13 protein-coding genes are annotated in these 12,360 nt (G+C 45.5%); 3 read left to right on the top strand and 10 right to left on the bottom strand.

Going from position 1 to position 12,360, the window contains the following annotated elements:
* Positions 1–89 (top strand): transposase (locus J3L11_RS17765; RefSeq protein WP_207570623.1); only part of this gene is annotated, 89 nt, incomplete at its 5' end.
* Positions 90–118: 29 nt separating this feature from the next.
* Here the strand turns inward: J3L11_RS17765 and J3L11_RS17760 are convergent.
* The 3 genes from J3L11_RS17760 to J3L11_RS17750 form a co-directional block, all read right to left on the bottom strand.
* Complete coding sequence (locus tag J3L11_RS17760; RefSeq protein WP_207571836.1) at positions 119–439, bottom strand: hypothetical protein; 321 nt, start codon at positions 437–439, stop codon at positions 119–121.
* A gap of 146 nt (positions 440–585) precedes the next feature.
* A complete protein-coding gene (locus J3L11_RS19420; protein WP_242695325.1) occupies positions 586–648 on the bottom strand; it encodes a hypothetical protein in 63 nt (20 codons plus the stop codon).
* Positions 649–1,011: 363 nt separating this feature from the next.
* A complete protein-coding gene (locus tag J3L11_RS17750; protein WP_278250754.1) occupies positions 1,012–1,305 on the bottom strand; it encodes a transposase in 294 nt (97 codons plus the stop codon).
* A 95-nt stretch (positions 1,306–1,400) separates the two neighbouring features.
* Between J3L11_RS17750 and J3L11_RS17745 the strand changes: the two genes are divergently transcribed.
* Together J3L11_RS17745 and J3L11_RS17740 are read left to right on the top strand one after the other, a co-directional pair.
* Complete coding sequence (locus J3L11_RS17745) at positions 1,401–2,375, top strand: RNA-guided endonuclease TnpB family protein (protein ID WP_207571835.1); 975 nt, start codon at positions 1,401–1,403, stop codon at positions 2,373–2,375.
* Between the two features lie 706 nt (positions 2,376–3,081).
* Positions 3,082–4,257 carry a DUF3596 domain-containing protein gene (locus J3L11_RS17740; protein WP_242695323.1) on the top strand — a complete coding sequence of 392 codons (1,176 nt, stop codon included), beginning with the start codon at positions 3,082–3,084 and terminating at the stop codon, positions 4,255–4,257.
* A 209-nt stretch (positions 4,258–4,466) separates the two neighbouring features.
* On the opposite strand, the gene glmM is transcribed toward J3L11_RS17740, so the two are convergent.
* The 7 genes from glmM to J3L11_RS17705 form a co-directional block, all read right to left on the bottom strand.
* On the bottom strand, positions 4,467–5,804 hold the full coding sequence (glmM, locus tag J3L11_RS17735; RefSeq protein WP_207571834.1) for a phosphoglucosamine mutase: 1,338 nt from the start codon (positions 5,802–5,804) through the stop codon (positions 4,467–4,469).
* Between the two features lie 94 nt (positions 5,805–5,898).
* Positions 5,899–7,008: a dTDP-glucose 4,6-dehydratase gene (gene rfbB, locus J3L11_RS17730; protein ID WP_207571833.1), complete on the bottom strand. Its 1,110-nt coding sequence runs from the start codon at positions 7,006–7,008 to the stop codon at positions 5,899–5,901.
* 26 nt (positions 7,009–7,034) lie between these two features.
* Positions 7,035–7,580, bottom strand: coding sequence for a dTDP-4-dehydrorhamnose 3,5-epimerase (gene rfbC, locus J3L11_RS17725; RefSeq protein WP_207571832.1), 546 nt, complete (start codon positions 7,578–7,580; stop codon positions 7,035–7,037).
* Complete coding sequence (gene rfbA, locus J3L11_RS17720; protein ID WP_207571831.1) at positions 7,577–8,461, bottom strand: glucose-1-phosphate thymidylyltransferase RfbA; 885 nt, start codon at positions 8,459–8,461, stop codon at positions 7,577–7,579. Before rfbA ends, rfbC begins: the two co-directional genes overlap by 4 nt.
* Before the next feature lie 33 nt (positions 8,462–8,494).
* Complete coding sequence (gene rfbD / locus J3L11_RS17715) at positions 8,495–9,382, bottom strand: dTDP-4-dehydrorhamnose reductase (RefSeq protein WP_207571830.1); 888 nt, start codon at positions 9,380–9,382, stop codon at positions 8,495–8,497.
* 90 nt (positions 9,383–9,472) lie between these two features.
* On the bottom strand, positions 9,473–10,888 hold the full coding sequence (locus J3L11_RS17710; protein ID WP_207571829.1) for a phosphomannomutase: 1,416 nt from the start codon (positions 10,886–10,888) through the stop codon (positions 9,473–9,475).
* A gap of 3 nt (positions 10,889–10,891) precedes the next feature.
* Positions 10,892–12,301, bottom strand: a complete 1,410-nt coding sequence (locus tag J3L11_RS17705; RefSeq protein WP_207571828.1) for a mannose-1-phosphate guanylyltransferase/mannose-6-phosphate isomerase — start codon at positions 12,299–12,301, stop codon at positions 10,892–10,894.
* Between the last annotated feature and the right edge of the window lie 59 nt (positions 12,302–12,360).

Genomic DNA, 12,360 nt, shown 5'->3' with positions numbered 1-12,360 from the left:
GGTCTCCCAGTTATTTTGCGGGCAGTTGTGGTGGTGCACCAATTGAGATCATCCGGCAGTATATTGAGCAGCAACAAACTCCGACGTAGCCCTCAAAACGGCTTCGCCGTTGCGCTATTCATCCTCGTCCTGAACGGCGAGGTTTTCCGCGCGACCCGATAAACACACTATTGGGTTCAACAAAGTACCATTTAATGTACCAGTGAACGCTTTGATGCACGGTTTTTACTATATGAACCTCGATATCACTGACTACATGATGAGGACTGGACTCATAGCAATTGCCTCTTACCCGCCCCATGATATCGCTCACATCCCCTACCGAAATTTGTCCGGTAGCCAGCAGGTTCTTGATATCAATGTCGTTTCGCTGTTCGTGAAGAATATTGCCAGAGGCAAGACATTCCAGCAGTTGTCGCTTTGCATCTTTAAAACCCATACCATCCCTTTATTGTACGCTATTTATCGTACATTTCAATAATTGCTAAACACCCTCAACTCGCATCCAGTGCTAATCGCTCTTTCGCTCCCCGAACAATCGTTGCCCACTTAAGGCCGATGGATGTGTCGAGACATACACTTCAGTCAATTTGGCGCGGAAACATGAGTGTATATTTGAGTTGTCAGTATGCTCGCATGGCCTAACATTTCTTGTACATAACGCAACTATGCGCCATTGTCTAGCATGGTGGTCGCCGTGGCAGGTCGAAATAAATGGCAAGCTCCCGCCCTTTTGATCCCCGACAACCTGACATATCTTACCGCCATCTCTGACAACTGATTAGCCCGTATGCGAGTGCCATTATTGGCAAGAATACCCCACCTGAACCAATAAAACTGATCATAGGGCGCAGCTTACTCAGGTAAAATACCAGCCATTCACACGCTCGCTCACTGATAGGAACAATACGTGTTAAATTGCGTTCAAAATTGAGCCAATTCAACCCATATTTTGCATGTGGAACTGATCCACAGATCTCACCATCAATGAATGCATATCAATAGGTTAAGTTATCCTAGATTGGTCACATGACGGCGCAAATGGCGGATCAATTTTGAGTACAAGTTAACAGCCGTGAATAGTGCGTACAGTTTTTTACTGCGTTTACCGTTACGGGAGTTGCCAGTAATTTTACTCGCCGCATCATGTTTGGCATAACCAAGATGCTGCTCCATCTCGGCTTCAAGCGCACGTTCGGCAAGCTTTTTGGTCAACTGCTTCAAGATACCTTGCTCACCAAGCAAGTCTTCAGGGGATTGGTAGTCAGCTAATAACTGATCGATAAGCTGGTCTGATATTGGCATTCGTCATTCCTTTAAAGTTCATGGGAAGAATGCCACTTACACAGATTTTTTTACACTCTCATCCGTGGCGCGACAAGAAGAAATTCCAGGTGGTGATGTGGAAAGCCAGTGCCATTAAGCGCCAGGGCAATCGCTTAAGCCTCTCGAACGGTAAAGCTGGCCAGAAACTACAGGTGAAACTGCCAACTAATCTGCCAATGGGTAAAATTGTGGCGGCCGAGCTGGGATTCCGTGAGCTACGTATAACGCTCAGCAACGAAGTAGTTGAACCATTGTCAGCAGGGTTAAACGTGGTGGCTGGCGATATGGGCGTTATTCACACCACCGTCATGACCGACGGTGTGAAATCGCTTGGTATTGTTGGTCGGGGACTTCGGTCGCTGATACAAGGTAAAAATCGCAAGCTGGCTATTTATTCAGAGTTGCTATCCAAAACCAAGAAAGGCTCTCGCCGCAATAGCAAGTTGCGGATAGTCAAAGCCAGAATGTTGGCAAAATACCGCCAACGGGTGCATAACCTGCTGCACCACACCGCTAACCGGATGATTGAGTTTTGCGTTGAGCGTGAAGCGGGAACACTGGTTGTTGGTGACATCACAGAGATGTCTCGCGGCGCGAGGCAAAAGAAAAAAGGCTCTCGCCGTACCAATCAAATGAACAGCGGCAACCCACTTGGCCAACTCTACAACTACCTTGCGTACAAAGGTCGGCTTAAAGGCGTCACGCTGAAGACGCAGAATGAATCGTTCACATCGCAATTTTGTCCTGTGTGCGGCAAACGCCACAAACCCACAGGTCGCACCTATCATTGCCGCCACTGCGGTTATGTCGGGGTTCGAGATAATGTTGGTGCTACCAACCAACTGAACAAATATCACCACAATGACAAAATGTTGGAAAATACCTTCATTCCGCCTGATGCGTTGAAGTATCTACGTCCGGTCGCGTTGCGACAGAACGTAGTAGTCCGACTGACGGTCGGCACGTTGCTTAATACTACCTTTAATCCGGCGCTAACTGCTAATGCAGCAGAGGTTAATCCCTCGCCAGTGCTAGATTTTGTGGCTTAATTAAGAATCCCCTTCCTTCCCGAGTTAAGTCGGCGCGTAGCGAGGTGGGGGAGCCGTCAATGCGTGCAAAGCGCGAGGATGGACGCCGGTAATCAGTGGTTCGAATGAAATTAAAGCGTCGATCCTGGTCCGTTCAAAGCACTATGCCGAGATCACTATCCCGTACACCGCCAACACATATTCAATCAAGTATGTCCGCTCAGATGGCTTGGATTACGACCCTAAAGATAAGACCATTCATCGAAATTATAACAAGTGGGTCGTCATGCTCAGCGCATCAATCCAAAGGCAATTCGGCGTAAGAAGCCAAGGCTATTGATATTTCTCAATGCTTAAGCTTGGCGCAGAGAAATCAGCATGTCAGGTGCTAGTACGTACTCACATTCATACTGATGCATATGAAGATTGCGAATTAGCCAGTTGCCCGTTCCAACACACGCTGTAGCTTATAACCGTTGGAATAATAGCGGATAAAAAAGGAGTGATACTGATAAAAACCACTGGACATAGATCCAGTAGTGAGTAATATGGTAGGTGAGATTTTCACCAATAGTTATGCTGTTAGAAAATCGAAGAAGCAGTTGGGGCAGAGTGGCTGCAACCACCCTACCCCGTACCGGCTGCAGTGACCTTTAAACCACCCACAGCCGATGGCGCGATCTTAGCGAAATCCATCGGAGAGGGACAGATCTATTTGATGGAGGCCATGATGGCTCATATTCGCGTGCGCCCGAACGGACGTATTCAGTTCGATCTTCATTTGTTTGGTCGTCGTTTTCGTGAAGGTACGAAAATGATGGCAACCCCCAAGAATCTTAACCAAGCCAAAGCGACACTGAAGCAGATGAATGCGGAAATCGATCTTGGTACCTTCCAGTACCGTGATTATTTTCCCCGCAGTAAAAAAGTGGCCTTGTTTGAATCCCTGCAACGAGAAAAGCATCCTGACCGCCTGCATCCGTTCTTTGATACCTATGCCAATGAATGGTTTGAGCGGCAGAAAGCCAAGTGGAAAAGCAGCTACGAGAGCACCGTACGCAATACTCTCGACCGCTATCTCATGCCCAAATTTGGCAATACGTTGATCTCGGAAATTACTCTGGCTCAGGTGGATTATTTTCGTGAAGAATTGATGACTGAGCAGGACCAATACGGGCAGCGCAAACTGTCTAACCGTCGCATTAATGGCATCCTCTGGCCTTTGGTGGCAATTTTAAGCCTTGCGGCAGAAGAGCATCAGTTCACCTACCCGCTCCGGCGTTACAAAGCCCTGAAAGAGGAACGCGCGGATTCACACCCGATGACGATTGTGGAAGTACAAAAGTTTCTGGATACCGTTGAGATTGAATGGCGTGATTATTTTATCGTGCGTTTCTGGACCGGGATGCGCAGCTGCGAGATACATGGTCTTCAGTGGGAACACATAGATTTTGACCATCGTTTGATCCGCATTCGGCAGAATTTAGTGAACGGAGAACTCGGGGATGTGAAGACCCCCAAGTCCCGGCGGGATCTGAGGATGTGCGACACACTTTTTGATGTGTTCACACGGTTGAAGGAGCGCCAGCGCGGCGATGCCAAGTTTGTGTTTACTCACCAGGGAAAACCACTCGACACCCATTTTGTCAGTACCAAACTGTGGTATCCGACACTGAAGAAGGCAAATCTCATTCGTCGGCGCCCGTATGAAACCCGGCATACAGCTGCCGTGCTGCATATTGCGGCGCATGAGAACCCACTCTATATCTCGCAGATGTTGGGACACAGTGATACAAAGTTATTGTTTAACGTGTATGCGCCGTATGTGGCCAATGCATCGCGGCAGGATGGTCTGGCGTTCAGTAAGTTGATGCGTGAAGGCTGTATGGCACAGCCTGCATAAGGTGATGGCATAAAAAATCGCGGCTAACTTTCAAGTCAGCCGCGATTTTTTATAGATGTTTTATCTGGGCTTGAACATCAATTATCTCACCAACATTTCCCCACAGATATCCTAAGGGCGTATCTCACCAAATTGTTATCAGTTGAGATTTTGATGTTGGGAAATGCCAGTAAACATTGTGCTATAAACAACCAAATTCCATTGGTTAATCACACAGCCAATTTGACAACATCACAAATCTGCTGAGCAAATTGTTGTACTTTCCCTTTATCTTCGCCCTCAACCATAACGCGCAACAGTGGCTCGGTACCAGATTTTCGCAGTAACACGCGCCCTGAATCACCAAGCTGCTCTTCCACTGCAGCAACTGATTGCTTAACGGCATCTTGTTGTAATGGATTTTTATCCCCGTTAAAGCGCACATTAATTAGCACCTGAGGCAACAGAGTGATGGGTTCTATCAACTGCTCTAATGTCACTTGTCTGCGCTGCATTGCGGCAAGGACTTGGATACCAGCCACAATACCATCGCCGGTAGTGCAGTGATCTAAATTCACAATATGGCCGGAATTCTCACCACCGATACGCCAACCTTTTTCAGCGAGAAGCTCCATTACATAACGGTCACCAACCTTCGCCCGAGCAAATGGAATATTTAATTCCTTAAGCGCCAGTTCCAGACCTAAATTTGACATTTGAGTGCCAACTACGCCACCAGATAACATGCCCCGGTGATATGCGTCACTGGCTAATATATAGAGGATCTGATCACCATCAACGACTTGACCGTCTTTAGTCACCATCATAATTCGGTCACCGTCGCCATCTAATGCAATACCGAGATCGGCTTGATTATCGACAACTGCTTTACAAATGGCACCCATAGAGGTTGCGCCAACTTGGTCGTTAATATTGGTGCCATTTGGCTCTGCACCAATCACGATAACCTCTGCACCTAATTCTCGAAAGACACTGGGAGCGATGTGATACGTTGCACCATGAGCACAATCAATCACCATCTTCAGCCCTTCAAGAGAATGCGAAGATGGGAAATGACCTTTGCAGTATTCGATGTAGCGTCCTGCAGCATCAGTGATACGCGAAACTTTCCCCAAAAGTTTTGATTCGACACAATCTATCGGACGCTCAAGTTCCGCTTCAATATCCAATTCCAGCTGATCATCAAGCTTGGTGCCATCAGCAGAGAAAAACTTGATGCCATTGTCATAATAAGGGTTATGTGACGCACTAATGACAATTCCTGCTTCAGCACGAAAAGTCCGTGTAAGATATGCGACTGCGGGTGTTGGCATGGGCCCCATTAGCATGACATCAAGCCCTGCTGCACATAAGCCGGCCTCAAGTGCTGACTCAAACATATAGCCTGAAATTCGGGTATCCTTACCTATTAATATCTTTTTAGTACCTATGCGGGATAACACTCGGCCTGCAGCCCAACCTAATTTGAGCGCAAGCTCTGGGGTCAGTTTGCCTGCACCGACTTTGCCACGAATACCATCGGTACCAAAAAATTTCCGTTCTTTCACTTAAATTTGTCTCCAGCAATAAAGGGATTCTGTTGGTTTTGGTGAGGATTACACCTTAATAATTTCAATAAAAATTACACAATTCATTTTTGCGTTATCCGCGATTTTCATACTGCTGAGCTATCCAATTCTGGTATTCGCTATTTTCCACATTGTCGACCCATTGTTGATTATCCAAATACCAGAGAATGGTTTTTCGAATACCTGTTTCAAAGGTTTCTAGTGGTTTAAACCCGAGTTCGGTTTCAATTTTTGAGCAATCCACAGCATAACGGCGATCATGTCCGGCACGGTCTTTTACATGGGTAATGAGTGTTCTCGCAGTCAGACCTTTAGCACAAGGAGAATCAGGATAACGCTCAACAAGTGTGGGATTAGCGACAAACTCAGCGTCCATTAACTCACACAACAAAGTCACAATATCAATGTTCTGCCATTCATTTACACCACCGATATTGTAAGTTTCGCCAACGGTTCCGGAGGTAAGTACTAGCTCTATTCCTCGGCAATGATCTTCTACAAATAGCCAGTCACGAACCTGTTTTCCATCACCATAAATGGGCAAAGGTTTGCCTTGCAGAATATTGGTCAAACACAAGGGGATGAGTTTTTCCGGATATTGGTAATAACCGTAGTTGTTAGAGCAGTTAGTCACCGTTACCTGTAATCCGTAGGTATGGTGGTAAGCACGCACCAAATGATCTGATGCTGCTTTAGATGCCGCATACGGTGAATTGGGTTTACAGGGAGAGTCTTCCGTAAAAGGCAATTCAGCTGAAGTAAGAGAGCCATATACTTCATCGGTTGAAATGTGATGAAAACGATGGGGTAACGGACTTTTCGGATCGGATAGCCATACATTACGAGCTGCTTTTAACAAGCTGTGTGTACCAATCACATTGGTATCAATAAAGGTATCAGGCCCCATAATGGATCTATCTACATGCGACTCTGCGGCAAAGTGAACAACAGTGTTTATCTGCTCTTCACGCATCAGTCCCTCAACCAGCGCAGTATCGCAAATATTACCTTTCACAAAACGAAAATGTGGGTTAGCGACGAACGGCTGCAATGTGTCCAAGTTTCCCGCATACGTTAATGCGTCGAGGACTACGATGTAATCGTTTGGATGATGAGCAAACCAATAATGAACAAAATTAGCCCCAATAAAACCCGCACCACCTGTGATCAGTAATCTTTTCATATACGAGTCCTAGAACTTATTATTGCTCAAAATGCAACGGCATTTTTAAACCACTGAGCATCTTTATCTTTTAGAGATAATGACGGCATTTCGCCGTTGAGCAAAGGCCATTTAATAGCAAGTTCAGGATCGTTCCATCGCACAGAGTGCTCCGCTTGTGGATTGTAGTAGTCAGTACAGCGGTAAAGACATTCTGCTGTTTCAGTGGTCACATAGAACCCGTGTGCGAACCCTTCCGGCACCCATAACTGCCGTTTGTTTTCTGCAGAAAGTAACACGCCGACCCACTGACCAAATGTAGCCGATGTCTTACGCATATCTACTGCGACATCAAACACTTCACCAACTACGACACGAGCCAATTTGCCCTGAGTATTTTCTGTTTGATAGTGAAGGCCGCGTAAGGTACCCCGATAGGATTTTGAATGGTTATCCTGAACAAAATAGCGTTCACATACATTTTGGTTAAACCAATCTTCTCGCCAGGATTCCATGAAAGAACCCCGAGTATCGCCAAAAATCTGAGGCTCGATTATTTTTACATCTGGGATGTTGGTCTCAACAACTTTCATGTGTTATCCCATTCACTCTCTTGTACTATTCGCATTAAATAAGCCCCGTAACCACTTTTTAAAAGTGGCATGGCCAAGACTTCCAATTGTGTTCTGTCGATAAATCCCATGCGGTAAGCAGTTTCTTCTGGTGAAGCAACTTTTTGCCCTTGGCGCTTTTCCAGCACACGAATAAAAATGGCGGCATCAAGTAATGAATCATGAGTACCTGTATCTAACCAGGCTGCACCACGACTGAGCTTTTCAACCCGTAGTTTACCGCGTTTAAGGTAGGCATTGTTGATATCCGTTATTTCAAGTTCACCGCGAGCAGAAGGCTTGATACCTTTGGCGATATCCACGACATCATTGTCATAAAAATAAAGCCCAGTCACAACGTAATTGGACTTAGGCTTCAAAGGCTTTTCTTCAACAGAAATTGCCACGCCAGCTTTATCAAATTCAACGACCCCATATCGTTCAGGATCCTGGACATAATATCCAAATACCGTTGCCCCCACCTTCCGGTTCGCCGCTTCCTGTAATGTTTTGCTTAACCCGTGCCCGTGGAAAATATTATCCCCTAGGATGAGGCATACAGAGTCAGCTCCGATAAAAGATTCACCAATGATAAAGGCCTGAGCGATACCATCAGGACTGGGCTGTAACGCATATTCAAGTCGTATGCCCCACTGACTTCCATCACCCAAAATTCGTTGATAAGTACTTAAGTCAGCAGGGGTACAGATGATTAATATCTCTCGGATGCCGGAGAGCATCAAGGTAGTCAGTGGGTAGTAAATCAGAGGCTTATCGTAGACAGGCAGCAGTTGTTTGTTGACACCCAAGGTAGCGGGATGTAAGCGGCTGCCATTGCCACCGGCAAGAATAATACCTTTCATTTAACGTCTCTTCTTTATAGAGAAATACACGCGTTATGTAGGCATGTATGGCGATAAATCTGCCAAAGCAGCCTTCCAGTCACATGGAGGAATATTAAATACTGACTTGATTTTAGTGCAGTCTAATCGTGAATTTGCAGGGCGTTTAGCCGCTGAGACATACTCAGCGGAACCGATTGGCTTTAATTCCGGCATTTGAGTAAGTAACCCTTGCTGCATCGCACGAGAAAAGATCTCCGATGCGAACTCAAACCAACTTATATGGGGTATCCCAGCGTAGTGATATGCCCCCCAGTTGCAGAACTGAGGGGTCATCGCCTGTTGAATCATATTCAGCAAAGTCGAGGCAATATCCCCTGCATAGGTTGGTCCACCGACTTGGTCTGCAACGACATTTAAGGCTGTTCGCTTAGAGGCCAATTTCAGCATGGTATTAACAAAATTATTGCCATGTTCTCCAAAAACCCATCCGGTCCGAACGATAAGATAGCGTGGGCAATACTCTTCGATAACTAATTCGCCGGCCTGCTTTGAACTGCCATAAACGGATAATGGATTTGTTTGATCTGACTCGAGATAAGCACCAGCCTTCAGACCATCGAAAACATAGTCTGTTGAAAGGTGAATTAAGATAGCACCAACTGCATTCGCGCTCTTGGCTAGGTGGATAACGCCTTGAACATTGGTAGCGTAAGCCACCGCTTGGTCAGATTCAGCCTTATCAACCTGGGTATAAGCTGCGGCATTAATAATACACTTCGGCTTATAGTTGCTTATCTGCGCTGACAATTTTGCTTCATCACAGATATCAAGCTGTTCGTGAAACATCCCAATGAATGACACACCAAGAAGCTGAGCTTGCTCGCACAAACAAGTTCCTATCTGACCGCCAGCACCGACGACTAATAAATCAACACTCATATCATTTCCGTAATGCTGGCCCCAAAATGCAAATGGCCGGCAAGAAATACTTACCGGCCATTATGCTGCAAGGTAGGGAAATCAATCCACTTAATCTAGCACTTGTAGCTGCGTTAACGTCTTGCTTACCAGCAGTTGAGCTGAGTCCGTAGTATCGGATTCAGCATAGCATCTGAGTTCAGGTGCATTACCTGATGGTCTTAAATGGATAACGTCACCATTTCCCAAACTGATCCTAAAACCATCCACAGTATTCACAGAATCAACTAAAACGGATGAAAAACCTAGCTTCTCCATAAACTCAACAGGAGCCTTAATAGCTTGGGCTATCATTGCCTTACTTTTATCTGTAGCGAAATTCTTGATCCGATCGGACGCAGTGAATCGTTGTGGCAATTGTTGAACTAAAGGCACAATGCCGTTGTTGGCAAGACTTAATACTGCCAGTACAGGAAGCAAAGCATCTCGCGTAGGAAGTGCTTTGATCTGCTTATCGTTCAATGTAACGTCAGATCCTAATAAGAATCCGCCATTTGCCTCGAATCCTGCTACGTTTTTAAAACGAGAATTTAAGTCGGTAAATGCATCAATCACGTATGGCGAACCAATGCGAGTTCGCTGAACTTCTTTAAATGAGCCACATTGTTCAATCGCTGTATTACAACTGACAGGTACTGCCAAGGCTTCAATACCTAAAGCTTGCGCACATAAAATTCCGAGCACATCGCCACGCAGCCATTCACCATCTTCACCAGCCAATAACGGACGGTCTCCGTCTCCATCGGTCGAAAACAGCAAATCTAAGTCATATTGAGCAACCCAATCTCTTGCTCTGACCCTATCCTCTTCTGAAACAGCTTCAGTATCGATAGGAACGAACTCTTCGCTGCGACCAAGCGAAATGACCTCAGCACCTAAATCAGAAAATAGCTCCCGATACAAATCCCGACCAGCGCTGGAGTGTTCGTATATTCCTACCCGCTTACCGGCAATTACAGGATTTGCAAATACCTTATATCGATTTAGATAAGCCAATTTAGCTTCGTCGGAAACGACAAGAGTTGGTAAGTCTGACAAAGATTCAAATGAAACATCTGCTTCTAAAATTGCTTTTTCATCGGCTTTGGTGATTTCGCCATCAGGCCGGTAGAATTTTAAGCCATTACGGTCAAATGGTATGTGACTGCCAGTCACCATAACCGCAGGAATACCCTCGCTCATCGACTGATACGCCAGCGCGGGGGTTGGTACGACGCCGTAAAACACTGTTTCGATACCTGATTGCTTTGCAGCCATAGCACAAGCCTGAGCCATAGCATAACTACTCGGTCTATTATCAATGGCAATTGCAATTTTATCGAACTGGAAAGAACGAAGTGCTACTGCAATAAATGCGTGAGTAAAGGCCGCACAAACATCTGGAGTAAAATCGACGACCAGTCCCCGAGCTCCGCTTGTGCCAAAAGCAATATTGCTGTCAGAAATCACATGGTTTGAATACAGCATCAGTTAACAACGTCCATATTTGTCTTCAAAACGTACAATATCATCTTCCCCGAGATAAGAACCTGACTGTACTTCAACAAGTTCCAATGGAACTTTCCCGGGGTTTTCCAACGCATGTACTGCGGTAATAGGAATATAAACTGACTCGTTCTCAGTTAGGTACTGATCTTTACCGTCAATAGTCACCTTAGCAGTACCACTTACGACCACCCAGTGCTCAGCTCTGTGGTGGTGCATTTGAACTGACAGCTTTGCACCGGGCTTAACAGTGATACGTTTTACCTGAAATCGTTCGCCGTTATCTACCGAATCATATTTGCCCCAAGGGCGGTATACCTCTCGGTGATGCTTCCACTGGCTACGACCTTCGGATTTCAGTTGTTCTACAATTTTCTTCACTAACTGAACATCTGATTTTTTCGCGACTAAAGTTGCGTCTTTCGTATCAACCACGACGACGTCATCCAGCCCAATCGCAGCAATCATTTTTTCTTGTGTATGGAAATAGGAGTTAGAGCAATTTATGGAGATGACGTCACCTTTACAGGCATTTCCGGAATCATCTTTGTCACTGATATCCCACAAAGCGGCCCAACTACCAACATCGCTCCACTGGCAATCCATGGGCACAACCACTGCATCCTCTGTTTTTTCCATCACAGCATAGTCAATAGAGTCTTCAGGACACTTACTAAACGCTTCACTGCTGATACGAATAAAATCAACGTCTTCATTAGTTTCGTTAACCGCTGCCTCACAAGCATCATAAATATCCGCAGAAAATCGCTTAAGTTCTTCCAGATATCGGCTAGCTTTAATAAGAAACATGCCACTGTTCCAGTAAAACTGACCACTGGCTAAATAACCTTCTGCGGTTTCAAAATCCGGCTTTTCAACAAACTGAGCGACTTCAAAAACCGAATGACTACCAAGTGCCTTGCCGCGCTTTATGTAACCGTATCCAGTTTCAGCACATGTTGGTACGATACCAAAGGTCACGAGTTTGCCGGCTTCAGCACTACTAATCGCTTGCCTCACAGTTTCACAAAATGCCTGTTCATTTTTAATCACATGATCAGCTGCAAGCACTAACATCAAAGGATCTGATCCTTTTTTTAAGGAGTGAAATGCAGCTAGTGCGATTGCCGGAGCAGTATTTTTCCCCATAGGTTCCAATAAAATACCGCTATGCTTACAACCTGCCGAACGCAATTGCTCAGCAACCGAGAAACGATGTTCCTGATTACAAATAATCAATGGTGGCTGATGTTCAATATGCTCCAACCGCTTGGCTGTGGTCTGAAGCATTGACAAATTTCCGTGTAAGGTGAGAAATTGTTTGGGGAAAAGTTGTCTTGATAAGGGCCACAGTCTGGAACCTGAGCCACCAGCTAAGATTACAGGAAGAATCATAACAGTACCTATAATTTTAATATATTAGAAATATTAAATAACTTTAATTGTTTGACTAC

The sequence above is a fragment of the Shewanella sp. 4t3-1-2LB genome (assembly GCF_017368415.1).
GTDB lineage: Bacteria > Pseudomonadota > Gammaproteobacteria > Enterobacterales > Shewanellaceae > Shewanella > Shewanella fodinae.
Note: the sequence above shows the minus strand (reverse complement) of the source record. Positions and strands in the feature narration are given on the sequence as shown.

Coding starts and splice junctions, on each gene's coding strand:
- J3L11_RS17760 (WP_207571836.1), bottom strand. CDS start 439: ATGGGTTTTAAAGATGCAAAGCGACAACTGCTGGAATGTCTTGCCTCT.
- J3L11_RS17750 (WP_278250754.1), bottom strand. CDS start 1,305: ATGCCAATATCAGACCAGCTTATCGATCAGTTATTAGCTGACTACCAA.
- J3L11_RS17745 (WP_207571835.1), top strand. CDS start 1,401: ATGTGGAAAGCCAGTGCCATTAAGCGCCAGGGCAATCGCTTAAGCCTC.
- J3L11_RS17740 (WP_242695323.1), top strand. CDS start 3,082: ATGATGGCTCATATTCGCGTGCGCCCGAACGGACGTATTCAGTTCGAT.
- rfbB (WP_207571833.1), bottom strand. CDS start 7,008: ATGAAAAGATTACTGATCACAGGTGGTGCGGGTTTTATTGGGGCTAAT.
- rfbC (WP_207571832.1), bottom strand. CDS start 7,580: ATGAAAGTTGTTGAGACCAACATCCCAGATGTAAAAATAATCGAGCCT.
- rfbA (WP_207571831.1), bottom strand. CDS start 8,461: ATGAAAGGTATTATTCTTGCCGGTGGCAATGGCAGCCGCTTACATCCC.
- rfbD (WP_207571830.1), bottom strand. CDS start 9,382: ATGAGTGTTGATTTATTAGTCGTCGGTGCTGGCGGTCAGATAGGAACT.
- J3L11_RS17710 (WP_207571829.1), bottom strand. CDS start 10,888: ATGCTGTATTCAAACCATGTGATTTCTGACAGCAATATTGCTTTTGGC.
- J3L11_RS17705 (WP_207571828.1), bottom strand. CDS start 12,301: ATGATTCTTCCTGTAATCTTAGCTGGTGGCTCAGGTTCCAGACTGTGG.